This is a genomic window from Stutzerimonas sp. CXK-1 (genome assembly GCF_057738225.1).
Genome location: NZ_CM173217.1, coordinates 1,952,996 through 1,979,766 on the forward strand (window position 1 = coordinate 1,952,996; position 26,771 = coordinate 1,979,766).

At 66.1% G+C, this 26,771-nt stretch carries 20 protein-coding genes; 10 read left to right on the plus strand and 10 right to left on the minus strand.

Translation table 11 applies throughout. The annotated features are described in order from the left end of the window. Positions 1-53 precede the first annotated feature (53 nt). Complete coding sequence (gene gntR, locus AC0KXH_RS09205) at positions 54-1,073, plus strand: HTH-type transcriptional regulator GntR (RefSeq protein WP_488224545.1); 1,020 nt, start codon at positions 54-56, stop codon at positions 1,071-1,073. Positions 1,074-1,100: 27 nt separating this feature from the next. On the opposite strand, the gene AC0KXH_RS09210 is transcribed toward gntR, so the two are convergent. Then, a complete protein-coding gene (locus AC0KXH_RS09210; RefSeq protein ID WP_041105610.1) occupies positions 1,101-2,015 on the minus strand; it encodes a LysR family transcriptional regulator in 915 nt (304 codons plus the stop codon). Positions 2,016-2,154: 139 nt separating this feature from the next. Between AC0KXH_RS09210 and AC0KXH_RS09215 the strand changes: the two genes are divergently transcribed. Further along, positions 2,155-3,381 carry an acyl-CoA dehydrogenase gene (locus AC0KXH_RS09215; RefSeq protein WP_041105609.1) on the plus strand — a complete coding sequence of 409 codons (1,227 nt, stop codon included), beginning with the start codon at positions 2,155-2,157 and terminating at the stop codon, positions 3,379-3,381. Between the two features lie 63 nt (positions 3,382-3,444). On the opposite strand, the gene AC0KXH_RS09220 is transcribed toward AC0KXH_RS09215, so the two are convergent. Then, positions 3,445-4,821 carry a substrate-binding domain-containing protein gene (locus AC0KXH_RS09220; protein ID WP_488224546.1) on the minus strand — a complete coding sequence of 459 codons (1,377 nt, stop codon included), beginning with the start codon at positions 4,819-4,821 and terminating at the stop codon, positions 3,445-3,447. 99 nt (positions 4,822-4,920) lie between these two features. Further along, entirely contained in the window at positions 4,921-5,733 is an 813-nt protein-coding gene (gene xthA, locus AC0KXH_RS09225; RefSeq protein ID WP_043220077.1) for an exodeoxyribonuclease III, read from the minus strand. Positions 5,734-5,907: 174 nt separating this feature from the next. On the opposite strand from xthA, the gene AC0KXH_RS09230 reads away from it, so the two are divergent. The 6 genes from AC0KXH_RS09230 (at position 5,908) to AC0KXH_RS09255 (ending at position 15,875) form a co-directional block, all read left to right on the plus strand. Beyond that, a complete protein-coding gene (locus AC0KXH_RS09230) occupies positions 5,908-6,546 on the plus strand; it encodes a GNAT family N-acetyltransferase (RefSeq protein ID WP_041105606.1) in 639 nt (212 codons plus the stop codon). A 146-nt stretch (positions 6,547-6,692) separates the two neighbouring features. Further along, on the plus strand, positions 6,693-8,417 hold the full coding sequence (locus tag AC0KXH_RS09235; RefSeq protein ID WP_488224547.1) for an autotransporter assembly complex protein TamA: 1,725 nt from the start codon (positions 6,693-6,695) through the stop codon (positions 8,415-8,417). Continuing rightward, positions 8,414-12,091 carry a translocation/assembly module TamB domain-containing protein gene (locus AC0KXH_RS09240; RefSeq protein WP_488224548.1) on the plus strand — a complete coding sequence of 1,226 codons (3,678 nt, stop codon included), beginning with the start codon at positions 8,414-8,416 and terminating at the stop codon, positions 12,089-12,091. Before AC0KXH_RS09235 ends, AC0KXH_RS09240 begins: the two co-directional genes overlap by 4 nt. A gap of 364 nt (positions 12,092-12,455) precedes the next feature. After that, the gene (locus AC0KXH_RS09245; RefSeq protein WP_200292430.1) at positions 12,456-13,808 is read left to right on the plus strand and encodes an alanine/glycine:cation symporter family protein; all 1,353 of its coding nucleotides are present in this window, start codon (positions 12,456-12,458) and stop codon (positions 13,806-13,808) included. Between the two features lie 69 nt (positions 13,809-13,877). Next, a complete protein-coding gene (gene tpx, locus AC0KXH_RS09250; RefSeq protein ID WP_041105603.1) occupies positions 13,878-14,378 on the plus strand; it encodes a thiol peroxidase in 501 nt (166 codons plus the stop codon). Between the two features lie 306 nt (positions 14,379-14,684). Next, positions 14,685-15,875, plus strand: a complete 1,191-nt coding sequence (locus AC0KXH_RS09255) for an NAD(P)-dependent oxidoreductase (RefSeq protein ID WP_269262606.1) — start codon at positions 14,685-14,687, stop codon at positions 15,873-15,875. 111 nt (positions 15,876-15,986) lie between these two features. On the opposite strand, the gene AC0KXH_RS09260 is transcribed toward AC0KXH_RS09255, so the two are convergent. Further along, the gene (locus AC0KXH_RS09260) at positions 15,987-17,225 is read right to left on the minus strand and encodes an ABC transporter substrate-binding protein (RefSeq protein WP_043220086.1); all 1,239 of its coding nucleotides are present in this window, start codon (positions 17,223-17,225) and stop codon (positions 15,987-15,989) included. Positions 17,226-17,503: 278 nt separating this feature from the next. On the opposite strand from AC0KXH_RS09260, the gene AC0KXH_RS09265 reads away from it, so the two are divergent. Continuing rightward, positions 17,504-19,282, plus strand: a complete 1,779-nt coding sequence (locus AC0KXH_RS09265; RefSeq protein WP_488224549.1) for a PQQ-dependent methanol/ethanol family dehydrogenase — start codon at positions 17,504-17,506, stop codon at positions 19,280-19,282. A gap of 46 nt (positions 19,283-19,328) precedes the next feature. Here the strand turns inward: AC0KXH_RS09265 and AC0KXH_RS09270 are convergent, their stop codons facing one another. The 6 genes from AC0KXH_RS09270 to AC0KXH_RS09295 form a co-directional block, all read right to left on the minus strand. Then, a complete protein-coding gene (locus tag AC0KXH_RS09270; RefSeq protein ID WP_212543465.1) occupies positions 19,329-20,357 on the minus strand; it encodes a lysylphosphatidylglycerol synthase domain-containing protein in 1,029 nt (342 codons plus the stop codon). Continuing rightward, positions 20,354-21,595, minus strand: a complete 1,242-nt coding sequence (gene clsB / locus AC0KXH_RS09275) for a cardiolipin synthase ClsB (protein ID WP_041105599.1) — start codon at positions 21,593-21,595, stop codon at positions 20,354-20,356. The genes AC0KXH_RS09270 and clsB overlap by 4 nt, the downstream gene beginning before the upstream one ends. Further along, positions 21,592-22,392: an endonuclease/exonuclease/phosphatase family protein gene (locus AC0KXH_RS09280; RefSeq protein ID WP_200628449.1), complete on the minus strand. Its 801-nt coding sequence runs from the start codon at positions 22,390-22,392 to the stop codon at positions 21,592-21,594. Before AC0KXH_RS09280 ends, clsB begins: the two co-directional genes overlap by 4 nt. Beyond that, on the minus strand, positions 22,389-23,309 hold the full coding sequence (locus AC0KXH_RS09285; protein ID WP_488224550.1) for a DUF72 domain-containing protein: 921 nt from the start codon (positions 23,307-23,309) through the stop codon (positions 22,389-22,391). Before AC0KXH_RS09285 ends, AC0KXH_RS09280 begins: the two co-directional genes overlap by 4 nt. Positions 23,310-23,327: 18 nt before the next feature. Next, complete coding sequence (locus tag AC0KXH_RS09290) at positions 23,328-24,578, minus strand: zinc-dependent alcohol dehydrogenase (RefSeq protein ID WP_200292364.1); 1,251 nt, start codon at positions 24,576-24,578, stop codon at positions 23,328-23,330. A 331-nt stretch (positions 24,579-24,909) separates the two neighbouring features. Further along, positions 24,910-25,827, minus strand: a complete 918-nt coding sequence (locus AC0KXH_RS09295) for a LysR family transcriptional regulator (RefSeq protein WP_348691585.1) — start codon at positions 25,825-25,827, stop codon at positions 24,910-24,912. A gap of 104 nt (positions 25,828-25,931) precedes the next feature. Between AC0KXH_RS09295 and AC0KXH_RS09300 the strand changes: the two genes are divergently transcribed. After that, a complete protein-coding gene (locus AC0KXH_RS09300; RefSeq protein WP_488224551.1) occupies positions 25,932-26,747 on the plus strand; it encodes a DODA-type extradiol aromatic ring-opening family dioxygenase in 816 nt (271 codons plus the stop codon). Positions 26,748-26,771 lie beyond the last annotated feature (24 nt).

Below are 26,771 nucleotides of genomic sequence, written 5' to 3' on the forward strand. Positions count from 1 at the left end.
GACCGGCCCCCGCCCGCTGCTAGAATCCGCCGCTTTGAACCCATGGAACGCGCATGACCACACGCCGTCGCCGCTCTGCCGAGCGGGTCACCCTGTCCGATGTCGCACGCCGCGCCGGGTGCTCGTTGATGTCCGCGTCGCGCGCCTTGTCGCAACCGGAAAGGGTGTCAGACGCGCTGCGCGAGCGCGTCGACGAGGCTGTCAAGGCGCTCGGCTATGTGCCGCATCCGGCGGCGCGCAGCCTGGCCAGCTCACGCTCCAATCTGGTCGCGGTGATCATCCCTTCGCTGTCCAACGCAGTGTTCGTCGATACGGTCGAGGCCATTCAGCGGGTACTGATGCCGGCGGGCTACGAGATGATGATCGGCGTCAGCCACTATCGGCCCGAGGAGGACGAACGCCTGCTGCGCGCCTACCTGGCCCATCAGCCGGCCGGCCTGCTGATCACCGGCTTCGAACGCAGCGACGCCGCCCGTGCGGTGCTGGCCAGCTACACCGCGCCGATGGTCACGCTGATGGAGCTGAGCGAGCGGCCGGACGACTACTGCGTGGGCTTCTCGCAATTGCAGGCCGGCGCGGCCATGACCCGCACGCTGCTTGCGCGCGGCTACCGTCATGTCGCTTTCGCCGCGGCGCAGCTGGACCCGCGCACCTTGCAGCGCGCCGAAGGCTATCGCCAGGCCATGCGCCAGGCCGGTCGCTATGAGCCGACCCTGGAGCTACTGACGCCGCAGCTGTCGTCCATCGGCCTTGGCGCGGAGTTGCTGGATCGCCTTCTGGCGCAGCATCCGCAGATCGACGCGGTGTTCTTCAACAACGACGACCTGGCCCTCGGTGCGCTGTTTCGCGCCCATCAGCTGGGGCTCGAAGTGCCGGGGCGGTTGGCGATTGCCGGTTTCAACGATCTGCCGGCGGCGGCCTGGGTGCACCCGGCGCTGAGTACCGTGCGCACGCCGCGTGGCGAGATCGGCACGCTGGCGGCGCAGATGCTGCTCGGCCTGATGCGCGGTCAGCAGCCCGCCGAGCGTTGCATCGACGTGGGCTTCGAAGTGGTCATGCGCGACAGCGCCTGAGCCGGACAGACGACGTCGGCTGCCCCCTCAGGCCTGGGCTTCCTGAGCGCTGACCTGCTGGGCGATCTCGATCATCTGCTCGCGCATCCAGCGGTTGGCCGGGTCCTGGTCGGTACTCTCGTGCCAGTAGATGTGAGTTTCCAGCGGTGCGACGTCGACCGGCAGGTCGACCTGATGCAGATCGTGCCGACGGGCGAAGCGTTCCGGCACGGTCACCACCATGTCGGTCTGTTCGATCACCTGGGTCGCCATCAGGTAATGCTGTGAGCGCAGGGCGATCTTGCGTTGCAGGCCCATCTTGCCCAGTGCCAGGTCGACCAGGCCGAGGCCGCTGCGACGGCTGGAAATGTGGATGTGCGACAGCGACAGGTACTGCTCGAGCGTCAGCTTGTCCTTGGCCAGCGGGTGGCCGCGGCGCATGGCGCAGATGTAGCGATCTTCCAGCAGCTTGACGTGGCGCACCTGCGGGTCGGTGTTGAGCGGCGCGTCCATGGCGAAATCCAGGCGGCCGGCGGCCAGTTCCTTGGTCGTCTCGCGGCGCTTGGCCAGCATGCTCTCGATCTTCACGCCCGGCGCCAGGCGGCGCAGGCGCTGGAACAACGGTGGCAGCATGACCGCCTCGGTGAGGTCGGTCATGCTGATGCGAAAGGTCTTGTTCGCCTGCGCCGGGCTGAACGTCCGGCTTTCCTGAACCGAGACGCGCAACAGCTGCAGCGCGTTGCGCACCGGGCCGATGATGTTCTGCGCCATCGGCGTTGGCACCATGCCTTGTGCGGTGCGCACGAACAGGGGGTCATTGAAGGTTTCGCGCAGGCGGGCCAGGGCGTTGGACACCGCCGGCTGGGTGATGCCGACGATCTGCCCGGCGCGGGTCAAGTTGGCTTCGGTGTAGATCGCATCGAAGACGATGAAGAGGTTCAGGTCGACCTTGTTCAGGTTCATTGTTGTGGCTCTCCGGCATGAACGGGCGCGTCGATCATATATGGGTTATGAATGTTAATACACGGGCAAAATAGCTTCGATAAATCCAGGGGCGTCCTCTAGCATTCTCATCACAACAACCCGGCATAAGGTAGTTCCCATGGATTTCGCCTATTCCCCCAAGGTCCAAGCGCTGCGCGAGCGCGTGCAAGCCTTCATGGACGAGCACGTCTATCCATCCGAGAAGCTGTTCTATCAGCAAGTCGCCGAAGGTGATCGCTGGCAGCCGACGGCCATCGTCGAGGAGCTCAAGGACAAGGCGCGGGCGGAGGGGCTGTGGAACCTGTTTCTGCCCGAGTCCGATTACGGCGCGGGGCTGACCAACACCGAATACGCGCCGCTGGCCGAGATCATGGGCAGCTCGCTGCTGGGCCCGGAGGCCTTCAACTGCTCGGCGCCGGATACCGGCAACATGGAAGTGCTGGTGCGCTACGGCTCCGAGGCGCAGAAGAAGCAGTGGCTCGAGCCGCTGCTACGCGGCGAGATCCGCTCGGCATTCGGCATGACCGAGCCGGGTGTGGCCTCCTCGGACGCCACCAACATGCAGGCCCGCGCGGTGCGTGAAGGCGATGAGTGGGTGATCAACGGGCGCAAGTGGTGGACTTCCGGTGCCTGCGATCCGCGCTGCAAGGTGATGATCTTCATGGGCCTGACCAATCCGGACGCGCCGCGCCATGCCCAGCACTCGATGATCCTCGTGCCGATGGATGCGCCGGGGGTGAAAGTACTGCGACCGCTGCCGGTGTTCGGCTACGACGACGCGCCCCATGGGCATGCCGAAGTGCTGCTGGAAAACGTCCGGGTGCCTTACGACAACGTCATCCTCGGCGAAGGCCGCGGCTTCGAGATCGCCCAGGGGCGCCTCGGGCCAGGCCGCATTCACCACTGCATGCGCTCGATCGGCATGGCCGAGCGTGCGCTCAAGCTGCTCTGCGAACGTTCCGTAAGCCGTACTGCCTTTGGCAAGCCACTGGCGCGCCTGGGCGGCAACCTCGACCACATCGCCAACAGCCGTATCGAGATCAACATGGCGCGGCTGCTGACCCTCAACGCGGCCTACATGATGGATACCGTGGGTAACAAAATCGCGGCCAGCGAGATCGCGCAGATCAAGGTCGTGGCGCCGAACGTGGCCCTGCAGGTGATCGACCGGGCCATCCAGATCCATGGTGGTGCGGGCGTCTCCGACGACTTCCCGCTGGCGCACTGGTATGCGATGCAGCGCACGCTGCGCCTGGCCGATGGACCGGACGAGGTGCATCGCGCGGCAATCGGCAAGTTCGAACTTGGACGCTATGTGCCGCGCGAGCTGCTGCGCGGGCATTGAGTCTGCCAGCCGGTTGAGGAAAAGGCCGCACTAGCGGCCTTTTCGATCGGGCACCGTTCCCGCTCAATACACCCAGATCTCGACCCGCCGGTTCTTCACCCGGCCGCTGGTTCCTTCGTTGGAAGCCACCGGAAGTTCGGCTCCCAAGCCATTGATTTCTCTGACATAGACGCCGTGCTTGATCAGCTCGCGGCGAACCGTCATGGCGCGCAGCTTGGAGAGCAGGGCGGCGCGGCTCGGGTCGTTCTTCGGGTCACCGAAACCGACCAACGCGGCGCTGCCGATCGCCTTGTTCTGCGCATGCAGGTAGGCGGCGACCCGCTCGATGTCGCGCAGTGCCTTGTTGTCCAGCTGCGCGCTGCCTTCATCGAAGCGGAAATTGACCGTCAGCCGTTGGGCCTCTTCGCCGAGCTGGCGGTAAAAGGCGGGCATGTCGGCCTGCGGCTGGCTGCGCACCGCGTCGATGCGCTGGGCGACATAACCGGAACGCCCGACGATGCGCTGGCCGGCCTCGCTGTGCACGAAGTCGATGAAGGCCCGGGTCCAGGGCGATTGGTCGTTTGGCGCGGCGTAGAAGAACAACCGGCGCGACAGCGGATAGTCCTCGGTGGCCACGGTCGTGAGCTCGGGTGCCATCGGCTGCGAATCACCGTCGGTGATGCCCAGCGCTTTGGCCTTGCCGATGGAGGCCAGGCCGACGAAGCCGATGGCGCCGCGATCACGCGTTACCGCGGCGGCCAGTTCGTCATTGGATTCATAACGCCGTGCCGTCGGGGTCAGTGCCTTGCCGTGGGCGCCCAGGACCAGTTCCTTGAAGGTGTCATAGGTGCCGGAGCGGTCGTCGCGGGCGTGAATGCGCACCGGGGCGTCCATGCCGCCCAGCTCGCTCCAGTTGCTGATATCGCCAGCGAACAGGCGCGCGACCTCATCCGTGCCAAGCGCGCCGACAGGGTTGTCCGGATGCACGACGATGGCCAGCCCGTCGATGGCGATGACCTGTTCGGCGGCGGCGCTGCTGAGGTCGCCCAGCCCGGCGAGAGCCTGGCGCTCGCTGGCCTTGATCGGGCGTGACGCGGCTGCCAGGTCCGTACGGCCCTCGGCCAGGGCCGTGAAGCCGGTGCCGGTCCCGTGCGCGGCGACCGTCGCATGCAGGCGGTGCCCCTGGTCGTCCCTGGCGTCGATGCGCTGCTCGTTGGCGACCGCCGTGCTGCTGACTGCCACGTCCTTGAGGCCCTGGGCCTCGAAGAAGCCGCTCACCAGCATCGGCACGAGCTTGGCACCGACCGTGTTGGAGCCCTGGATGCGCAGCACCGCAACGCCCTCGGCCGGCACCGGCAGCGCGGCGAACACCTGCCAGGGCAGGCCGTAGCAGATCGACCCCAACAGGACCAAGGACAGAACGCGCGACCAGATTTCGCGCTCGGATCGACTGGGTGACATCTCGCGACTCCTTTCTCAGATGGCCGCGAGATTAAGACGATACGGTGACGAAACGATGACAGCGAAGGCTCTGCGACGAGCCTTTCAGGGCGGCTGGGGTCAGCTGAAGTCGATCCACACCGGGCAGTGGTCGGACGGCTTTTCCATCGCCCGGATGTCGTAGTCGACCCCGGCATCGTGCACCCGCGCGTGCAGCGCGGCGGTGGTCAGGATCAGGTCGATGCGTAGCCCGCGGCGCGGATCGTCCTCGAACCCGCGGCTGCGGTAGTCGAACCAGCTGAAGCGGTCGGCGACCTCGGGATTGAGCGTACGGAAGCTGTCGGTCAGGCCCCACGCCTTGAGCCGGCAGAGCCACTCGCGCTCCTCGGGCAGAAAGCTGCACTTGCCCGTGCGCAGCCAACGCTTGGCGTTGACCTCGCCGATGCCGATGTCGCAGTCCTCGGGCGAGATATTGAAGTCGCCCATCACCGCTACCGGATGCTCCGGGCTGAAGCGTTCCTCCAGCAGCGCCTGCAGGTCGGCGTAGAACTTGGTCTTGGCGGGAAACTTCACCGGGTGCGCGCGGCTTTCGCCTTGCGGGAAATAGCCGTTCATCACGGTCACGGCCTGTCCGTTGCGATCGGCGAAGCGCCCCCAGATGAAGCGCTTCTGCGACTCCTCGCCGTCGTTAGGGAAGCCTTTGTGGATCTCCAGCGGCGCCTGGCGCGAGAGCAGGGCGACACCGTAGTGACCCTTCTGCCCGTGGAAGTGGACGTGATAACCCAGGGCCTCGATCTCCGCCTGCGGAAACTGCTCGTCGGAGACCTTGGTTTCCTGCAGGCCGATCACGTCGGGCTGGTGCTTTTCGATCAGCGCGGCGAGCTGATGCGGGCGGGCGCGCAGCCCGTTGATGTTGAAAGAGACGATTTTCATCAAAAGCTGTCCGACAGAAACGAACGGCGATTCTAGGGCGACCACGCCGCTCAGGCGAGCCCGGGCGGCTCGCGTCCGCCGGTGCTATCGTGCTGAAAGGCCGGCCAGTCGGGGTTGCCGGCCGTCCTTGGTGCCCTCTCTGAGGGCGATGCTGACCGAAAGAGGAGAGTGGCCATGGCCGATGTCGCCGAAGTGCGCATGCTCGACAGCAGCTACGCGAGCGAGGCGCGATCCCTGCTGTATCACGCCTATCGGCATGAGCCGACGTTCGGCTACCTGTTCGAGGCCGAGCGGCCGGGTTTCGACCAGCGTGTGCGCGCCACGGTGCGCGAGTTGGTCAACCAGCATTTCCTCCAGGCCCAGCCGGCGATCGGCCTGCTGCTGGAAGATCGTCTGATCGGCGTGGCGCTGATCGCACCGCCGCAGCGGCGCCTGGAGATCACCGAAAGCTGGGCCTGGCGCCTGCGCATGTTGCTCAGCACCGGGCTGCGCTGCACCCGCCGCTACCTCGACTATCACGCCGTGGTGCTTGGCGCCTTGCCGCCGGGGCGCTTCCACGTATTGCCGTTGCTCGCCGTGCACCCGCGCTACCAGGGGCGCCACTACGGCGAGCAGCTGCTGGAAGCCGTCCACAACTGGTGTGCCGAAGACGCGACCTCCAGCGGCCTGGTGATCGACACCGGCAACGCCCGTTACCTGAACTTCTATGCCCGTCAGGGCTACGAGGAAATCGCCCAGGTGGCCATCGGGCCGGTGGTCGAGCACGTGTTTTTCCATCCGGCGCCGCAGCATGTCGTTTCCGCTGCGAGCTGAGGGGGAATTGCGCGTCGTTTCGCCTGTCCGAACCAGGGCCGTCGCCGTCGAAGCCCCCGATGTTGCCAGCCGTTTCCGCACCCCGCCGTGCCTGCCCGCGCCGACCCTGCCCGGGGCCCGCCAGAGCCGTGCTAGCATGCCGCGCCATGCTTAAGCTGACCCTGCGCGGCGTATTTGCCGGTCTGATCCTGTCGTTTGCTTCGCCGTTGTTCGCCGCCGAGCTGCAGGTGCGTGTCGAGCCGGCCAACGGTGATGTTCGGCGCAACGTCGAGAATTACATCGGCGATCTGGGCGAACGCAACGCGCGCGAGCTGCTGCGTTACAGCCGCGTCGCCCGCGAGCAGGCGACCAAGGCCCTGCAGGCGCTCGGCTTCTATCGCGCCGACATCGATATCGAAGTGGCCGATGGCGACGAGCCACGTCTGATCGTGCGCGTCGCACCGGGCGAGCCGGTGCGCTTGCGCGACGTGCAGGTTCGGCTGCAGGGCCCGGCGACCGGGCTGCCAGCGTTCCACACTCCCGACCAGTTGCTGCGCCCCGGTGATGTGCTCAACCACGGGCGTTATGAAGAGGCCAAGGAGCGTTTTCTCACCCAGGCCTCGCGCTACGGCTATTTCGACGGTCGTTTCACCCAGCAGAGCCTGCGCATCGACCCGCAGCTGGGGGTGGCCGACGTGGAGCTGGTGTACGACAGCGGTGAGCGCTATCGGCTGGGGCGGGTTCAGTTTCAGGGCGACGCCCCGTTCGATGACGACCTGCTCGCGCGCATGGTCCCGTTCGAGCCGGGTACGCCCTACGACTCGGCGCTGATCGCCGAGCTCAATCGGGCCTTGCAATCGAGCGGTTACTTCGACGGCACGCGTGTCGATGCCAACCCGACCGCCGCTGTCGAACGGCGCATTCCGGTTGACGTCATGCTGGCCACGCGCGAGCCGCGCACGCTCGGGCTTGGCGTGGGATTTTCCACCGACGTCGGGCCGCGCCTGCGCTTCGACTGGACCCGGCACTGGGTCAATCCCCAGGGACACAGCTATGGCGCCGAAGCCGAGCTGTCGGCGCCGCGGCAGAACGTCGGCTTGTACTACGACGTGCCGCTCGACCCGCCGCTGACCGACAAGCTGCGCTACGTCGCCGGTTACCAATATGAGGAGCTGGCCGACACCGACAGCCTCAGCCGCCTGCTGCGGCTTGGCCCTGAATGGCACAGTCAGCTGGACAGCGGCTGGCTGCGCGTGGTCTCGCTCAAGTGGCAGCGTGAGGAGTACCGGCTGGGCGACGATTCGGGGCTGAGCACCTTGCTGCTGCCCGGCATTGCCTACAGCTACCTGCGAAGCGACAACCGCATCGACCCCAGCGAAGGCTACCGGCTGCAGTTCGAGATTGCCGCAGCGAAGGACGGCGTGCTCTCGGACGCCAACCTCGTACATGCCAACGCCCAGGCCCGCGGGTTGACCACGCTCGGTCGGCGGCATCGCTTTCTCGGTCGCGTGCAGCTCGGCGGCAATTGGACCGACGAATACGTCAACGTGCCACCCTCGTTGCGCTACTTCGCCGGCGGCGACCAGAGCGTGCGCGGCTACGACTACCAGAGCCTGTCACCGACCAACTCCGACGGCGACCGCATCGGCGGCCGCTACCAGTTCGCCGCGAGCGTGGAGTACCAGTTTTCGCTCACCGAGCGCTGGCGTATCGCAGCGTTCGCCGATCAGGGCAATGCCTTCAATGATCTGGAGCTGCCGACGCTCAAGCAGAGCGTCGGCGTGGGCGTGCGCTGGGTATCGCCGGTCGGCCCGATTCGCGTCGACCTCGCGCACCCGCTCGACGGCGACCAGGGTGTGCGCCTGCACTTCTCGATGGGGCCCGAGCTTTGAAGCGTGCGGCCAAGTGGGTGGCGGCGGTCCTGTTGGTGCTGGTGTTCGGCCTGGTGGCTGCGGCTGGCTACTTGCTCGGTAGCGAGAGCGGCAGCCGGCGCCTGCTGGGCTGGGTTCCGGGGCTGACGGTGGAAGGCTTCGAGGGTCGGCTCGCCGGCCGCTGGCGGGCCGAGCGCCTGCGCTGGCAGGGAGGCGCCGATCACGTGCAGATCGAGGCGCCTCGGCTGGACTGGTCTCCGAGCTGCCTGCTGCGCCTGACGCTGTGCATCAACGAGCTGGTCACCGGGGACATCGAGGCGAGTTTTGCGCCCTCGCCGCAGACCGAGCCGAGCGAGCCATTCAGCCTGCCGGATCTGTCGTTGCCACTGGGCCTGCGCGTCGGCCTGATCGAGATCGGGCGGGTGCGTCTCGACGGCGTGGAGCAGTTGCAACAGGCGCGTCTGAGTGCTGACTGGCGCAGCGACGAGCTGGTGATCGAGCAACTGTCGGTAAAGCGCGACGACCTGTCGGCAGAGCTGTCCGGCCAGCTGCAGCCCGCCGGTGACTGGCCGTTGAGCCTGCAGGGCGAGGCGGCGCTGAAGCTGATCGAAGGGTCACCCTGGACGCTCGAACTGAACGCCGAGGGCGCGTTGCAGCAGCAGCTCAGGCTGGCGGTACTCAGCCATGGCTATCTGCAGGGGCGGCTGACCGGCACGCTGCAGCCACTCGACGATGCACTGCCGGCCGACGTGAAGCTGGTGGTCAGCGACTTCAGCGCGAGTGACGACTTGCCTGCGAACCTGCGTCTGGAACGTGCCGAGCTCAGCGCCAAGGGCGATTTGCAGGCGGGTTATCGGGTGCAGGGCGACGGCCAGCTCGCCGGCGACGGCAAGCCGGTGCAGTTCCGGCTCGCCGGGCGGGCCGACCGCAGTGCCGCAACGCTCCAGGAGCTGGTGCTGGACGCCGGTGACGAGCAGCGGTTCAGCCTGCAGGGCAATGCACAGTGGAGCGAGGCGCTGCGCGGCGAAGCCAGGATCGACTGGCACGAGTTCCCCTGGCAGCGGCTCTACCCGACAGAGGCGCCGCCGGTCACGTTGCACAGGTTCACCGGCGAACTGCAGTACGACGACGGCAGCTACCTGGGCCATTTCGACTCCGCGCTGAGCGGCCCGGCCGGGCCCTTTACGCTCGCGAGCCCGGTCAGCGGCGATCTGGAGCAGATCCATCTGCCGCAGCTGGAGCTGCGCGCGGGGCAGGGCGAGGCGACCGGCAGCCTGAGTGTCGGCTTTGCCCAGGGCATCGGATGGAAGACCGATCTGCAGCTACGCGCACTCGACCCCGCCTACTGGGTAGCCGAGTTGCCAGGCCAGCTCGGCGGCAGCCTCAAGAGCGCGGGGGCCTGGCAGGACGAGCGCCTGGAGGCGAGTGCTGCGCTCGACTTGCAAGGGCGCCTGCGGCAGCAGCCGGCCACTTTGCGCGCACGGCTTTCCGGTGCCGGCGAGCGCTGGATGCTGGAGGACCTGCTGCTGCAGCTGGGGGACAACCGTGTCGAGGGTGGAGGAGGCTGGGGCGAGCGGCTCGACGGGCAGTTGCAACTCGAGCTGCGGCGCCTGGCGCAGCTATGGCCGGGTTTGAGTGGACAGGCCCGGGGGCGGCTGCAACTGGCCGGCACCGCAGAGCGGCCGGCTGGCGAGTTGCGGCTGGACGCCGAGCAGATTGGCTATGAGGACTACCGGCTGCGTCAGTTGCGCCTGGACGGGCGCCTGCAGAACGGCGAGCGGGCATCGCTTGGCCTGACGGCCAACGGCGCTGCCGCCGGCGATACCGCGCTCGGTGAAGTGACGCTCGAGGCAGGCGGCACGCGCGAGCAGCACAACGCGAGCCTGCGCGTGCAGGGGCCCCTGCTGGATCTGGACCTGGCGCTGCGCGGCGCTTTGGAGGGCGAGGCCTGGCAGGGGCGCCTGACTTCGGCCGTGCTCGAGGCCAGCGGTCAGCGCTGGCGCTTGCGCAACCCCACCGGCATCCGGCGCACCGCTGACGGGAGCGTCGAGCTGGCTGCGCATTGCTGGGTATCGGGCGAGGCCAGCCTGTGTGGCAGCGACCAGCGCCTGATGCCCGAGCCGCGGCTGCGCTATCGCTTGCGCGACTTCCAGATGGGCAGCCTGGCCGAGCTGTTCCCGGACGACTTCGCCTGGCAGGGCGAGCTGAATGCCGACCTGAGCCTGGACCTGCCAGCCAGCGGGCCCAACGGCACGTTGCGCATCGACGCGGGCAGCGGCGTGCTGCGCATGCGCGAAGCCGACACCTGGCACGATTTCCCCTACCAGGCGCTGGCATTGAACAGCCGCCTGTTGCCCCAGCGCATCGACAGCGAACTGCGCTTCGATGGCGGCGAACTGGGCGAGCTGACCGTCGAGGCCCGCATCGATCCGCGTGGCGAAGCCAAGCCGCTCGACGGCCAGTTCCGCCTCGACGGCCTCAGCCTCGCGGCGGCGCGACCGTTTCTGCCAATGGTCGAGCGCATCGAGGGGCGTTTGCAGGGCAGTGGGCGGCTGCATGGCAGCCTCCGTGAGCCCGAGGTCAGCGGCCGCCTGAGCCTGCGGGGCGGTGAGCTATCCGGTAGCGCGTTGCCGACCAGCTTCGAGGATCTGCAGCTGGATCTGGCCATCGACGGCCAGCGCATGCGTTTCGATGGCAGCTGGCGCAGCGGCGAGAGCGGGCAGGGGCAGCTGGACGGCACGTTCGGCTGGCAAGGGCAGCCTGATCTCGCGCTGAACGTACGCGGGCAGCGCTTACCGATCGTAGTCGAACCCTACGCCGAGCTCGAGGCAGCGCCGGACCTGAAAATCACGCTGGAGAATTCGGAGCTGATGATCCGCGGTCAGGTGAAGGTGCCGCGCGGTGAAATCACGGTGCGCGATCTGCCGCCCTCGACCGTGACCGTGTCCAACGATGCAGTGATCGTCGGCGAAGAAGCCGAGCAGCCTGCGACGCCGGTGCAGGTGCGAATGGACGTCGACGTCGAAGTCGGCCAGGAGCGTCTGCGCTTTTCCGGATTCGGCCTCACCGCCGACCTCGCGGGCTATCTGCACATCGGCGATGACCTCGATACGCGGGGTGAACTGCAGCTCAACAATGGCCGCTACCGCGCCTATGGGCAGCGCCTGACCATTCGCCGTGCGCGCCTGCTGTTCACCGGGCCGCTATCGCAGCCGTACCTGGACATCGAAGCGATCCGCCGCGTCGAAGCGCACGACGTGGTCGCCGGGCTGCGTATCACCGGCAGTGCCCAGCAACCGCGCGTCGACGTCTTCGCCGAGCCGGCGATGAGTCAGGAGCAGGCGCTTTCCTACCTGATCCTCGGTCGGCCCCTGGGTAGCGACAGCGGTGACAACAACCTGCTCGCGCGCGCGGCGATCGGCCTCGGCCTGGCCGGCAGCTCGTCGCTCACCAGCGGCCTGGCCAGCCGCCTGGGCATCGAGGACTTCCAACTGGACACCGAGGGCAGTGGCACTCAGACCAGCGTCGTCGCCAGCGGCCAGCTGACCGACCGGCTGACCCTGCGCTACGGCGTCGGCGTGTTCGAGCCGTCGAATACCATCGGCCTGCGCTATCGATTGACCAAGCGTCTGTTCCTCGAGGCCGCGAGCGGGCTGGCCAGCTCGCTGGACCTGTTCTACCGCCGCGATTTCTGAGCCCGCTGCAACGTCGTGAGGATTGGCTACGCTGAACGAGCCCGTCAGGGCGCTGGTGCGTAGCGACCGTCGAAGGCCAGGCAGTAGTTCGGCATAAGTGGCGTAAATCGCCGACGCCAGCCGGGAAAAGCGGTGGTAGCATCCGGCGACACGCCTGTGTGGAGATCCCGCCCGGGCGTCTAGCACGTGTCTTGCAAGGTGCAGCCGTCGTTGCGGTCATCCCGCAGCGCAGACACGAACCGTCATCACCCGGGCCGCGGAAAGGGGCTGCGTTACCCCGCAGTGAACCGTTCCAAGGTCTCGTATGGAGATACGGGCCCATAACACGCGAGCGAACCTCGCCCAAGAAGAACAGGTGCCACGAATGGAATTGCTGCAAAACCTCGTCAATAGCGTCAACGGCCTCGTCTGGGGCCCGCCAATGCTGGTGCTGATTCTCGGTACCGGTCTTTTCCTGATGTTCATGCTCAAGTTCATGCCGCTCGCCCGCATCGGGACCGGTTTTGCGCTGATGTGGCGCGGCCGTGCCAAAGGTGATGACGAAACCGGTGAGATCAGCCCGTTCCAGGCCCTGATGACCTCGCTGGCGGCAACCGTGGGGACCGGCAACATCGCCGGTGTGGCCACCGCCATCTTCCTCGGCGGCCCAGGGGCGCTGTTCTGGATGTGGTGCACCGCGCTGGTCGGCATGGCCACCAAATACTGCGAGGTCGTGCTGGCCGTGCATTACCGCGAGAAGGACGATCGCGGCGAGCATGTCGGCGGCCCCATGTATGCCATCAAGAATGGCCTGGGTTCGCGCTGGGCCTGGCTCGGCGGGGCGTTCGCGATCTTCGGCGGGCTCGCCGGCTTCGGCATCGGCAACATGGTGCAGGTCAACAGCATGGCCCATGCCCTGGAAACCACCTTCGCAATCCCGCTGTGGCTGACCGGCGTGCTGACCATGGTCATCGTCGGCCTGGTGATCCTCGGCGGTATCCGCCGCATCGGGGTGGTCGCCGCGTCCCTCGTGCCGTTCATGTGCCTGGCCTACATCATCGCGGCGATCGTCGTGCTGGTGGTCAATGCCGAGGCCATTCCCGCTGCCTTCGACCTGATCTTCACCCATGCCTTCACGCCGATCGCCGCGACCGGCGGCTTCGCCGGCGCAGCCGTGATGGCAGCGATCCGCTTCGGTGTCGCCCGCGGCATCTTCTCCAACGAGGCGGGGCTGGGGACCGCCGGTATCGCCCAGGCCGCCGGCACCACCACCAGCTCGGTTCGCTCGGGGATGATCGGCATGCTCGGGACTTTCATCGACACCATCATCGTCTGCTCGATGACCGGTCTGGCGATCATCTGCACCGGCGTGTGGACCAGCGGTGAAAGTGGCTCGGCGCTGTCCGCCGCAGCCTTCGAGGCAGCCATGCCGGGCATCGGCGGGATCATCCTGACCATCGCCCTGGTGGTCTTCGCCTTTACCACCATCCTTGGCTGGAGTTATTTCGGCGAGAAGTGCTGGGAGTTTCTGGTCGGCACCAAGGCCATCCTGCCGTTCCGCGTGATCTGGGTACTTGCCGTACCGTTCGGCGCCATCGCCCAGCTGGATTTCGCCTGGCTGCTGGCGGATACCTTGAACGGCCTGATGGCGATCCCCAACCTGATCTCGCTGCTGCTGCTCAGCCCGGTGGTGGTCAAACTGACCCGTGAATACTTTGCCGACAGCGCCAATCGCTGAAGACAAACAAGGCCGTGGGCGATACGCCCGCGGCCTCTCGCAAGCCCTGCATGCACATAAGGAGTTCCCATGAGTGAAGTTACCCTGCGCGGCAACCCGATCCAGGTGGTCGGCGACTTCCCGCAGCCCGGCCAGCAGGCCAAGCCTTTCCGCCTGGTCAATGGCGACCTGGCAGACATCGAGCTGTCGGCCTATGCCGGCAAGCGCAAGGTGCTGAACATCTTCCCGAGCGTCGATACACCGACCTGCGCCACTTCGGTGCGCAAGTTCAACAGCCAGGCCAGCTCATTGCAGAACACCGTGGTGCTGTGTATCTCCGCCGACCTGCCGTTCGCCCAGAAGCGTTTCTGCGGGGCCGAAGGGCTGGATAACGTGGTCAACCTGTCGACCATGCGCGGCAGCGAATTCCTGGTCGACTACGGCGTGGCGATCGCCAACGGCCCGCTGGCAGGAATCGCTGCCCGTGCCGTGGTAGTGCTCGATGAGCAGGACAAGGTGCTGCACAGCGAGCTGGTCAGCGAGATCGGTTCCGAGCCGAACTACGACGCGGCGATCGCTTCGCTGAGCTGATCGAGCGGCGATGCAAACCAGCGAACGGCGCCTCTTGGCGCCGTTTCGTTTTTGACGACGAGAAATGGACACACCGTTCGTCGAACCTCGCGCCCTTCAATTAGCGCGAGTGCCCAAAGGCCACTAGTTTCAACGCTGCTGGCCCCGCACTTCGGGCTGGCCTCACGACCGCGATGTCACTTGGCAATTAATTTGCCAGCTGCCGAATTTTTTTCGCACTGCCGCGGTCATAAAGCCGATGCCCAAGAATGGATTCACTTTATGTCTAACCCCAGCGTTAAAAGAATCGGTGTGTCCGGGACCGGCATGATCGCTCATGGCTTCGTGCGGCTGATCAAGCAGCACTATCAGGACATGGAGATCAGTCGCGTGCTCACGCGTCGGCCACTCGGCTCCCTTACCGATTTCCCTCTTCCTCACGCCCTCACCAATTCCGTCGACGACCTGATCGACCACAGCGACCTGATCGTCGAATGCAGCGGCGACGTGTTCCATGGCACAGCGGTCATCGAGCGAGCCTTCGAGGCCGGCTTGCCGGTGGTGACGGTCAATGCCGAACTGCAGGTGACCACCGGTTCCTACCTGGCCGGGCGTGGTCTGCTCACCGAGGCGGAAGGCGACCAGCCGGGCTCGCTTGCGGCACTGCATGAAGACGCCCTGCAAATGGGCTTCGAGCCGGTGGTGTACGGCAACATGAAGGGCTACCTGAACCACGACCCGTCTCCGGAAGACATGGCCTACTGGGCGGCCCGGCAAGGCATCAGCGTCGATCAGACCACTTCGTTCACCGACGGCACCAAGGTGCAGATCGAGCAGGTGATCGTCGGCAACGGTCTCGGCGCGACCATCACCCGCCAGGGGCTGGAGGGCTTGGCTTCGACCAATCTGGACGACAGCGCCAGCCTGCTCGGGATGATGGCTGAACGCCTTGGCCAGCCGATCGTCGACTACGTCGTACCGTCCGGCTATCCCGCCGGCGGCGTGTTCCTTGTCTGTCGCCACGATACCGAGCAGGCGCCCGCGATCGAATACTTCAAGCTCGGCCGCGGCCCGTTCTATACGTTGGTCCGGCCGTTCCACCTCTGCTCGCTGGAGGTTGGCAAGACTGTACGTCGCGTGCTCAATGGCGGTGGCGTGCTGCTGAACAACTCGACCACGCCGACCCTCGGCGTCGCCGCGATCGCCAAGCGCGCAATGCGGCCGGGTGAGCTGATCGAGCGCGGTATCGGCGGCTTCCAGTTCCGCGGCGAGGCCGTCCGGCTTGCCGATCAGCCGGACTACGTACCGATCGGCCTGCTGCGCAAGACCGCGCTCAAGCGCGCCGTCGAGCCGGGCCAGTTGATCACCTTCGACGACGTCGACATCCTGCCAAGCCGTGCGCTGGATATCGTGCTGCAGCAGCGCCAGGCGCTGTTCGGCTCCGGCGCCGGTAGCAGTGGCGAGGGCTGGGATGCACAGGCGGCCAGCCCGCTGGGCCTGGTTGCGCTCGGCGGCTGACGGACAGGTAGCTGGGCATCGCGCGCCACGCATGGCGTGACAAGGCAAAAGCCCCGGTTCGACCGGGGCTTTTGCTATTCAGCGCCAACGGTGTCTGCGTCGAATCGGGATTTACTGCAGGGTGAGGTCATCGCCGCGCTCCTGCTGCCAATCGTCGAGATCCGGCGCGGCTTCTTCGCCGTCCATGCGGTGAATGATCGTGAAATAGTCCTGCTTGAAGCGGTCCTGCATGATTTCGCTACGCGGCCTCACGCGCACCGCGTAGATGCTCTGCACGTTCTGGTGGTCGAAGTCGCGCCAATACTGCTCACCCTTGAGCAGCTCGTAATGGTGGTTCTCCAGCGCCGCGATCACTGCTTCGCCGTCGAGCGATCCGGCGCGCTGCACCGCGGCCGCCCATTGCCTGACGATCGAGTAGGCCGAAGCCGCCGTGCTGCCAGGATAGGCCTGGTGCGCTTCGATGTAGCGTTCGACGAAGGCCTGGCCTTCGGTGCTTTTTTCCAGCGCCGGGACCTGCCAGGTCCAGGCTTCCGTGCCGATCACGTGCTCCATGACCAGGGGGCCGGCCTGCTCGACGATGCTCTGGGTCAGGTTGGGCACGATGATCTGCATGCGCCGGCCGAGCTGCAGGTCATGCGCCAGGCGCATGGTCTGCACCAGGTCCTGGCCCAGAAGCACGATGACCAGCGTATCGGCGTCGCTGGCGGCGGCCTTTTGCAGCGCGCCGAGATAGTCGTCGCGGCGAGCACCGTGGGCGGCGATCCGGGTGTAGCCGTGACGGGCGCGGTCGCGGCTGCGGGTCGCCTCGCGCAGGGCCTGCTCCATGCTGTTGCCCCAGGCGTCGTCCAGGCTGATGTAGTAATAGCGGCGGTTGGGCATGTGCCAGCTCAGGTACTGGCCCAGTACCTTGGCGCTCATCCAGGCGCTGTTCGACTCGCGAAACAGGTAGCGGTGGCCATCCCGGCCAGTGATCTCGTTGGCATAGGCGAGCGTGGGGAAGAAGGGCAGGCCGAGTTCGCGCGCGCGCTTGCCGGCGGCGATCGCTTCCTCGCTGTTGGCCCCGCCGAACACCATCCTCACACCTTCGCTGGCGAAGCGTTCGACATTGGCCCGTGCCTTTTCCGCACGCGCGGCGGAATTGAGGCTCATCAGCTCCAGCGGCCGGCCCAACAGGCCGCCTTGGCTATTGATCTGGTCTACGGCGAGCAAGGCACCGCGGCGCAGTTCGAGGCCTTCGGCCTTGTAGTTGCCGGTCTTGGGGTAGTTCAGGCCGAGGCGGATCGGTTCGGCGGCCAGCAGCCAGGCCGAATGGGTGAACAACAGCAGCACGATCAGAACGTGACGGAGCATGGCTCGTTTCCTTATGAGCGGGGCCGTCCGTTGTAAGAGCCAGGCCTGGCCAGCGAAATACTCTTATCAGGCCAAAACCCTGCGACTTCCGTGCTGGCCCGGTGTCATCGCCCGCCCTGCAGACCCCGATTTTCGGGCCTGGCAGGCGGGTATTGCTACCAAGGGACTAGTTAAATCGGTACTGCGGGCAATTGTTGGCAAGACGGGTCGAACCAAGAATTTCGACCAGACCGGGAGAATTTCCCGGCGACAACAATGAACCCGCAGAGGTAGCCGCAATGAAGCACACCGGTCTTCGCAAGCCCCTTGCCCTGACTGCACTGTCTGCCGCAATGGCACTGTCCAGCCTGTCGGCCTGGGCAGTTACCGATCAGGACATCCTCAACGACACCAAGACCCCGGGCGACATCGTCACCAACGGCCTGGGCCTGCAGGGCCAGCGTTACAGCAGCCTCGATGCACTGAACACCCAGAACGTCAGCCAGCTCCGCCCTGCCTGGGCCTTCTCCCTGGGCGGCGAGAAGCAGCGCGGCCAGGAATCCCAGCCGATGATCAAGGACGGGGTGATGTACGTCACCGGTTCCTATTCGCGGGTCTACGCCATCGATGCGCGCACCGGCAAGGAACTGTGGCAGTACGACGCGCGCCTGCCCGACGGCATCATGCCGTGCTGTGACGTGATCAACCGCGGTGTCGCGCTGTACGACGATCTGGTGATCTTCGGCACCCTCGACGCCAAGCTGGTCGCACTGAACAAGGACACCGGCAAGGTCGTCTGGAAGAAGACCGTCGCCGACTACAAGGCTGGCTACTCGATCACCGCCGCTCCGCTGATCGTCAAGGGCAAGCTGATCACCGGCGTCTCCGGTGGCGAGTTCGGTGTGGTGGGCAAGATCGAAGCCTACAACCCGAAGAATGGCGAGCTGCTGTGGACCCGTCCGACCGTGGAAGGCCACATGGGCTACGTCTACAAGGACGGCAAGAAGGTCGAAGCCGGCATCTCCGGCGGCGAAGCCGGCAAGTCCTGGCCGGGCGACCTGTGGAAGACCGGTGGTGCAGCCACCTGGCTGGGCGGCTACTACGATCCGGACACCGATTCGCTGCTGTTCGGTACCGGTAACCCGTCGCCGTGGAACTCGCACCTGCGCCCGGGCGACAACCTGTTCTCGTCCTCGCGTCTGGCGCTCAACCCCGAAGATGGCTCGATCAAGTGGCACTTCCAGACCACGCCGCACGACGGCTGGGACTTCGACGGCGTCAACGAGCTGATCTCCTTCGACTACAAGGACGGCGGCAAGACCATCAAGGCAGCCGGTACGGCTGACCGTAACGGCTTCTTCTACGTGCTCGACCGCACCAACGGCAAGTTCATCCGTGGCTTCCCGTTCGTCGACAAGATCACCTGGGCCAAGGGCCTGGACAAGAACGGCCGCCCGCTCTACGTCGAAGAAAACCGTCCGGGCAACCCGGGCGAGGCTGACAAGGGCAAGTCGGTATTCGTCGCACCGTCGTTCCTCGGCGGCAAGAACTGGATGCCGATGGCGTACAGCCAGGACACCGGGCTGTTCTACGTGCCGTCCAACGAGTGGGGCATGGACATCTGGAACGAAGGCGTCGCCTACAAGAAGGGCGCGGCCTACCTGGGTGCCGGCTTCACCATCCACCCGCTGAACGAGGAATACATCGGCGTACTGCGCGCGATCGATCCGAAGACCGGCAAGGAAGTGTGGCGCTACAAGAACTACGCGCCGCTGTGGGGCGGTGTGCTGGCGACCAAGGGCAACCTGGTCTTCACCGGCAACCCGGAAGGCTACCTGATGGCGTTCGATGCCAAGACCGGCAAGAAGGTCTACGAGTTCAACACCGGCTCGGGCATCGTCGGTTCCCCGGTCACCTGGGAAATGGACGGCGAGCAGTACGTCTCGGTGCTGTCCGGCTGGGGTGGTGCGGTCCCGCTGTGGGGTGGCGAAGTGGCCAAGCGCATCAAGGACCTGAACCAGGGTGGCATGGTCTGGACCTTCAAGCTGCCGAAGGACGCGACCGTCGCCAAGCGTTGATCGCTTAGCAAGTGAAGAAAGCCGGCCTCGAGCCGGCTTTTTTCATTCAGCGCTGGCCGGCACCCGAAGTACCGGCTGCGCTGCCGTCGTCCGTCTGGGCACCCTGGTTGCGGCCGCGCAGGCGTTTGGCACCGGCTTCCAGAGCCACATAGACGGCGGTGGCCAGCAGCAGCGGAATCAGAAAGTAGATGACCCGGTAGCCGATCAGGCCGGCGACGATGGCGCCGCGACTCATCTCGTCGGCCAGCATCGCGACGAACACGGCTTCGATCACCCCCAGCCCGGCCGGAATGTGCGTAATGACCCCGGCGATGCTGCTGATCATCAGGATGCCGAGGACTTCGGGGTAGGCCACCTTCTGCGAGAGCATGAAGTACACCACCAGCGCCATCAGCCCCCAGTTCACCGCGCCCAGCACCATCTGCACCAAGGCCATGCGCAACGACGGCAGGCGGATGTCGTGGCCGCGAATGCTCCATTCGCGGCGCTTGGAGTAGCCGCACAGGCCGAGGTACACGAGGCAGGCGAGCAACAGGGCGGCGCCGAGCACGCGCAATGCGCCCATGCCGATCTCCCAGCCCGAGGGCGGCGTGATGCCACCGAGCACGAAGATCAACCCCGCCAGCCACATATAGCCCAGCCAGTTGGTCAGCAGACTCAGGGTGAAGACCCGGGTGATCTGCGATGGGCGCAGGCCGAGCCGCGAGTAGAGGCGATAACGCAACGCGATGCCGCCGACCCAGGCGCTGAGGTTCAGGTTGAAGGCGTAGCAGACAAAGGTGATCGGCAACACCTGGCGCACCGGAATGTCGTGGCCGGTATAGCGCTTGCCGAGCACGTCGAAGAAGCAGTAGACGACGTAGCTGCCGGCGGCCGCGACGCCGGCGAGCAGCAGCGTCTGCGCGTTGTAATTGCGCAAGGTGTGCCATACCTCACCCCAGTCGAGCTTGCGGGCCAGGCTGACCAGCAACACGGTGACCAGCAGGAAGAAGGCGTAGGTGAGGACCTTCTTCACCAGCGGCCAGCGGCGGCGCCATGTGCTCTGCGAATGTTCTTCGTTGGGCGTTGCGGTCATCGCTGGTCTCGCTGAAGCGGAGGGGAGGTGGCGGGCTCGGCGCTTGACGTCTGCGCCTGGAGCGTCTGCAGCTTGGGCTTGTGTGCCGGCAGCAGGCCGACCAGTTCGGGGAAATGCCGCAGGAAGTGGAAGATCACGAACGCCAGCGGCGCGCGCCACCAGTAGCCGCGCACGATGCGCTCGAGCGGAATGCGGCGGCAGTCGACCTGCAACAGGTGATCGAGGCGTTCGTGCAGGTGGCGATTGAAGGCATGGTCACGAATGATCAGGTTCGCCTCGAGATTCAGCGACAGGCTCAGCGGGTCGAGGTTGCTCGAGCCGACCGTGGACCATTCGTAGTCAGCCAGGGCGACCTTGCCGTGCAACGGGCGCCGACAGTATTCATGGACCTCGACGCCGTCGCGCATCAGGTAGTTGTAGAGCATGCGCGCGCCGAACTTGGCGATCGGCATGTCCGGTTCGCCCTGCAGGATCAGCCGCACACGCACGCCGCGCCGCGCCGCGTTGCGGATCTCGCGCAGCACGCGATAGCCCGGAAAGAAATAGGCGTTGGCGATCAACAGCCTTGAGCGGGCATCACGAATCGCCTGCAGATAGTGTTCCTCGATGTCGTCCTTGTGCTCGTCGTTGTCGCGCGTGACCAGCAGCGCACGGGCCTCGCCACGGCTGGCGCCGACATAGCTGTTGGCCTGTTCGCGCGCACGGCGCTGCCACCAGCGGCGCGGCTGGACCGGCGCGATGGTGCGCAGCGAGAAACGATGGATGTCGTGAACCACCGGGCCCTCGACGCGCATGGCGTAGTCCTGTTTGGCTTCCGGGCCGAAGTCGCCGAGATGGTCGGCGGAGAAGTTGATGCCGCCGATGAAGGCGACTTCCGCGTCGACCACGACGATCTTGCGATGCAGGCGCCGGAACACGTTCAGGCGCTTGCCGAGCAGGCGCTTGCCGGGGTCGAACATGTGGATCCGCACGCCGACGCGGGTCATCTGCTCGATGAAACCGGGTGACAGGTCGGCCGAGCCAAAGCCGTCCACCGTCACATCGACGCTCGCGCCGCGTTCGGCCGCGGCAATCAGTGCCTGCTGCAGCTCGAGGCCGACCTTGTCCTCGAACAGGATGAAGGTTTCCAGCAGCACTTCCTTTTTCGCATTGGCAATGCTTTCGAAAACGGCAGGAAAGAACTCTTCGCCGTTTTCCAGCAACTGAAGACGATTCCCATCTCTCCAGTGGAATTTCATAGGTGTATCTCCACCGCCAGGGGCAGATGATCGGACAAGTGCGTCCAGGGTTTGTTACCAAGGATGCGCGGCTGGTGGCTGGTGGCATTGCGCACGTAGATGCGATCGAGCCGCAGCATTGGCCAGCGTGCGGGAAAGGTCTTGGCCAGCTGGCCGTGGTTCAGCGCGAAGACTTCATGCAGCCCGGCGCAACGGTCGAGCGTCTTCGTGGCGCGCAGGCGCCAGTCGTTGAAGTCGCCCGCGACCACCACCGGGGCGCCTTCTGGCAGCGAGTCGAGCAGGTCGCAGAGCAGCTCGAGCTGACGCTGGCGGTGCGACTCGCGCAGCCCCAGGTGCACGCAGATGGCATGCAGTTCGTGGCCCGGCACCTGCAGCACGCTGTGTAGCAGGCCGCGGCGCTCGGGGCCGGCGATGGACACATCGAGGTTCTCGTAGCGGATGATCGGAAACTTCGAGAGCAGCGCGTTGCCGTGGTCGCCATCGGGGTAGACGGCGTTGCGCCCGTAGGCGAAGTCGGTCCAGATGCTGTCGGCGAGGAATTCGTACTGCGGGGTCTGCGGCCAGTTGTGAAAGCGCAGGGCATGTTTTTCATGGGTGCCGAGCACTTCCTGGAGAAACACTACGTCGGCCGAGACGGCGCGCACCGCCTCGCGCAGCTCAGGCAGGATGAAGCGGCGGTTGAACGAGGTGAAGCCCTTGTGCGTGTTCACGGTGAGCACGCGCAACGCGTTCACCTCGCTGGCCATGTGGGCGTCCAGGTGTTTGCTGTCGATGGGGTGATCTTTCGGCAAGGTCACTCAAAGGCTCCTTCTTCCAGCTGGCCGGGGGTGGTCTCGAGGCCCTTGTCCAGGCCGAGCAGTTGCAAGAGTCGGCGCGCGTCATAGGGCGCACGGACTTTCACGTCGTTGTCGAAGTAACAGTAGAGGTCGCGCGCCTTGCGCCGCGGCGGGGCGGCGTCGCTGATCAGCTGGGCATCCTCCGGCTGCATGCCATTGGTCCAGGCACGAATGCGCTCGCCCCAGCGCTCCAGCGCAGCGTCGGAGTAACCGCTGGTATAGAGCTGTTCGGCGCCATGCAGGCGCAGATAGAGGAAGTCGCTGGTGAGGTCCTCGCGGTACGGCCACTTGCCCGCGGTATCGGCCACCACCAGCGCCACGTCGTAGCGGCGCAGCAGGGCGACGAAGGCCGGATCGACGAAACTGTCGTGGCGGATCTCGACCGCGTGGCGCAGGCGCCGCTTGCGGTCGATCGACAGCAGGCTGCGCCCCTCCATGCGCGGTTCGCAGTGCTTGGCCAGTTCCAGCGCCGCCTCGGTGTCGTGCGGAAGCCTGGCGAGAAACGCCTCGAAGCGCTCCGGATCGAAGCGAAACGACGGCGGAAACTGCCAGAGCAGCGGGCCGAGCTTGTCCTTGAGCGCGAAAAGGCCCGAGGCGAAAAAGTTCGCCAGCGGCCCTTCGATATCGCGCAGGCGTTTGACATGGGTGATGAAGCGCGGCGCCTTGACGCTGAAGACGAAGTCGTCGGGCGTCTGCTCATACCACTCGGCGTAGCGTTCCGGGCGCTGCAGGGCATAGAACGAGCCGTTGATCTCGATGCTGTTCACCGCGCGCGAGGCGAAGCGCAGCTCGTTCTTCTGCGTCAGTCCCTTGGGGTAGAAGTCGCCGCGCCACGGCGCGTAGCGCCAACCGGATATGCCGATGTGAATCGCTGCCATCGCCCGTCCTCGGCCGGATTACCGCGGCTCCTGCATGCTGGTCGGGTCGCTTGCCGGAAAGGTATCGGCGACCGCCTTGTCCATGACCTGTTCTTCGCTGCCGCTGCTGTCCTGGCGCTGCGGTTGCAGCTCGACCTTGATCCAGCCGCTCTCGCGGCGGTCGAAGGCTTCGAAGGCGGCGATCGCGTCGTTCATCGGTTTGACCTGGGTGAGAATCTTGGCCGGGTCGATGCGCCGTGCAAGTACCATCTCGATCAACCGCGGTATGTACTTGCGGTGGTGGCAGTTGCCCATGTTGATCGTCAGGTTGCGATTCATCGCCATGCCGATGGGAAAGGTCATCGCATCCGGCGGGTAGACGCCGATGATCGACAAGGTGCCGGCCTTGGCCAGGCACTGCACGGCCCATTCCAGCGCCTGCGACGGCGCATCGCCGGGCTGCCACTGGCCCTGACGCGGCGTATGTCGTTCCGGATGGCCGCAGCAGCCGTGTTCGGCGTCGATACCTACCGCATCGATGACACGGTCGACGCCGATGCCGCCGGTCAGGCGCTTGAGCGTTTCGACCGGATCTTCGCGGTTGAAGTCGATCGTCTCGGCGCCCTGGCTGCGTGCGGCGCGCAGGCGGTCCTCATACTGGTCGATGGCGAATACCCGGCCGGCACCGAGCAGCTTGGCGCTGGCGATGGCGAACTGCCCGACCGGCCCGCAACCGAGCACGGCGACGGTGTCGCCACTCTCGATCTCGGCCATTTCCGCGCCGAAATAGCCGGTGGGAAAGATGTCCGACAGCAGAATCGCCTGGTCGTCGCTGATCTCCGGTGGCAGCTTGACCAGCCCGATGTTGGCGAAGGGGATTCGCGCCTTTTCCGCCTGTAGCCCGTGGAACGGGCCGGTCGCCGAAGGCCCGCCGTAGAATGCGGTGCCGGCCGACTTGCCGTTCGGGTTGGCGACGTCGCACTGGGCGAAATAGCCGGCCCGGCAATAGGCACAGTTGCCGCAGGCGATGGTGGAGGGGATCACCACGCGGTCGCCGACCTTCAGGTTGCGCACGTCTTCGCCCAGTTCCTCGACGATGCCGACACCCTCGTGCCCGAGAATGGTGCCCGGCTGCATGCCGCTGAAGGTGCCCCGCACGAAGTGCAGGTCGGTGCCGCAGATGGCCGAGGCCGTGATGCGCACGATGGCGTCGGTCGGTGCCTCGATACGTGGTTCGGGTACATCTTCCAGTCGGATATCCCCGACATCGTGATAGACAACAGCTTTCATGGCGTCTCCGGGTCGGGCTGCGAACTGGTCCTGCGCGCCGCAGCCGGAATGAAGTGTCAGGAGCGTGCCCAGCTTCGCGCACCCTCTTGCGGATGCAGGCCGTACCGCCCGCTAGCTCAGCCGAGAAGTCCGGAATTGGCAGGGGCTCCAGCGTCAAGGCCTTGCTCGCCGATGTCCGTTTCGCGTCTGGCAAAGCGCCCCACTTATTCTTCCGACTGGTGTCGGCCTTGGCGGTTCATCTTTTTCTGGGCGCAGGGGGCGCACAGCGGACGGCATGGCGCTTCGGCTCCAGGGCGCCGAGCGCGGCGAGGCGGAAATGCCATCGCGCCTTTCAGCGGCCCTGGAGATCCCAGGGTGCAGGCCCGGCGAACGCGTCGACGAGGTAGTCGATCATCACGCGCACCTTCGCCGGTGGCCGCCGGTCGGGCGGGTAGACCGCGTGAATGCCGCCCAACGCCTGCGTGGGCTGGTCCAGCTGCAGGGCGACCAGCTCGCCCCGGCGCAAGGCGGCGGCGACGATGAACTGCGGCTGATAGATCACGCCCTGGCCGCCGACGGCCGCGGCGACCAGCGCCGGACCGTTGTTGGCGACGAGGTTACCCTGCACGGTGACGCGCACATCGCCCTCCTGGCCGAACAGCCAGTGCTGGTGGCCGGCTTGCGAGAGCGTGTAACCCAGGCAGTTGTGGCGGGTCAGGTCGGCGACCTTGCGCGGCACGCCATGGCGATCGAGGTAGGCCGGTGCGGCGCACACCAGCAACGGGCAGTCGGCCAGCCGGCGTGCCTGCAAGGGGCTGTCGCCCAGGCGGCCGATGCGCACGGCCATGTCCCAACCGCCGTCGATCAGGTCGACCTGGCTGTCGGTGAGCCCGAGCTCCACCGCCACCGCCGGGTGGCGTTCGCTGAAGGTCGGCAACAGCGGCGCGATGTGCCGTGCGCCAAAAGTCAGCGGCACATTCATGCGCAGCAGGCCTGTGGCTTCGACCCGTCGGGAGGCGATGCGGGCCTCGGTTTCCTCGATTTCCGGAAGAATCCGCTGGCAGGCCTCGAGGTAGTCGTTGCCGGCCTCGGTGAGTGTCAGGCGCCGGGTGCTGCGATGGAACAGTTTGACGCCCAGGCGTGCTTCCAGCGCATCGACGTGCTTGGTTGCCATCGCCGGCGACATGCCCAGGTGTCGCGCCGCCGCGGACAGGCTGCCGGCACTGGCGGTACGGACGAAGACGCGCATACCGGTGATACGGTCGAGCATGTGATTTACTCCTCTGGGTAGGAACTGTTGCGCTGGATTGCCCTGTTCTGCTGCTGAAAGATGGCGCTCATACTGCCTCGCGTCAAACCCACCGGGGCCAGTTCATGACCATTCAACGCCCAACACTGATGCCCACGTTGTTTGTCCCGCACGGCGCCGGGCCATGCTTCTTCATGGAGTGGAGCCCGGCCGATGCCTGGACGGCGATGGCCGATTTCCTTCGCGGCATTGCCGCGACACTGCCGCGCACGCCTGAAGCCATCGTGTTGATCTCCGGCCATTGGCTGGCGCCCGAATTCCAGGTGACGGGCGCCCGCCAGCCGGACCTGATCTACGACTACTACGGTTTTCCCGCGCATACCTACGCGCTGCGCTATCCCGCACCCGGCGAGCCGGCCCTGGCGGCTCGGCTCGCCAGCCTGTTGAGCGACGCCGCGCTGCCTTGCGCGATCGACCACGAGCGCGGCTTCGACCACGGCGTGTTCATTCCGCTGAAGCTGATGTTCCCCCAGGCGCAGATCACGGTAGTGCAGCTGTCGCTGCGCCAGGATCTCTCGCCCGCGGCGCACCTGGCCGCCGGTCGGGCGCTGGCCGCGCTGCGCGAGCAGGATGTGCTGATCGTCGGCAGCGGCATGAGCTTTCACAACATGCGGGGTTACGGCGACCCGCGCTTCGGGCCGATCTCGGAGCGCTTCGACGCCTGGCTGACGGAAACCGTCGAGGCACCTGCCGACGAGCGCGACGCGCGCTTGCGCGACTGGCAGCAGGTACCCGAGGCGCGGCTGTGCCATCCGCCGCGCGCCGAGGAACACCTGATTCCGCTGCTGGTTGCGGCCGGGGCCGCAGGTGAGAGCCGCGGGCGGCGCGTCTTCAGCGATCGCGTCATGGAAACCGCGTTGTCGGCGTATCGGTTCGGCTGACCCCCTTTTCTGAGACGGAGGATT

Coding starts and splice junctions, on each gene's coding strand:
- gntR (WP_488224545.1), top strand. CDS start 54: ATGACCACACGCCGTCGCCGCTCTGCCGAGCGGGTCACCCTGTCCGAT.
- AC0KXH_RS09210 (WP_041105610.1), bottom strand. CDS start 2,015: ATGAACCTGAACAAGGTCGACCTGAACCTCTTCATCGTCTTCGATGCG.
- AC0KXH_RS09215 (WP_041105609.1), top strand. CDS start 2,155: ATGGATTTCGCCTATTCCCCCAAGGTCCAAGCGCTGCGCGAGCGCGTG.
- AC0KXH_RS09220 (WP_488224546.1), bottom strand. CDS start 4,821: ATGTCACCCAGTCGATCCGAGCGCGAAATCTGGTCGCGCGTTCTGTCC.
- xthA (WP_043220077.1), bottom strand. CDS start 5,733: ATGAAAATCGTCTCTTTCAACATCAACGGGCTGCGCGCCCGCCCGCAT.
- AC0KXH_RS09230 (WP_041105606.1), top strand. CDS start 5,908: ATGGCCGATGTCGCCGAAGTGCGCATGCTCGACAGCAGCTACGCGAGC.
- AC0KXH_RS09235 (WP_488224547.1), top strand. CDS start 6,693: ATGCTTAAGCTGACCCTGCGCGGCGTATTTGCCGGTCTGATCCTGTCG.
- AC0KXH_RS09245 (WP_200292430.1), top strand. CDS start 12,456: ATGGAATTGCTGCAAAACCTCGTCAATAGCGTCAACGGCCTCGTCTGG.
- tpx (WP_041105603.1), top strand. CDS start 13,878: ATGAGTGAAGTTACCCTGCGCGGCAACCCGATCCAGGTGGTCGGCGAC.
- AC0KXH_RS09255 (WP_269262606.1), top strand. CDS start 14,685: ATGATCGCTCATGGCTTCGTGCGGCTGATCAAGCAGCACTATCAGGAC.
- AC0KXH_RS09260 (WP_043220086.1), bottom strand. CDS start 17,225: ATGCTCCGTCACGTTCTGATCGTGCTGCTGTTGTTCACCCATTCGGCC.
- AC0KXH_RS09265 (WP_488224549.1), top strand. CDS start 17,504: ATGAAGCACACCGGTCTTCGCAAGCCCCTTGCCCTGACTGCACTGTCT.
- AC0KXH_RS09270 (WP_212543465.1), bottom strand. CDS start 20,357: ATGACCGCAACGCCCAACGAAGAACATTCGCAGAGCACATGGCGCCGC.
- clsB (WP_041105599.1), bottom strand. CDS start 21,595: ATGAAATTCCACTGGAGAGATGGGAATCGTCTTCAGTTGCTGGAAAAC.
- AC0KXH_RS09285 (WP_488224550.1), bottom strand. CDS start 23,309: ATGGCAGCGATTCACATCGGCATATCCGGTTGGCGCTACGCGCCGTGG.
- AC0KXH_RS09290 (WP_200292364.1), bottom strand. CDS start 24,578: ATGAAAGCTGTTGTCTATCACGATGTCGGGGATATCCGACTGGAAGAT.
- AC0KXH_RS09295 (WP_348691585.1), bottom strand. CDS start 25,827: ATGCTCGACCGTATCACCGGTATGCGCGTCTTCGTCCGTACCGCCAGT.
- AC0KXH_RS09300 (WP_488224551.1), top strand. CDS start 25,932: ATGACCATTCAACGCCCAACACTGATGCCCACGTTGTTTGTCCCGCAC.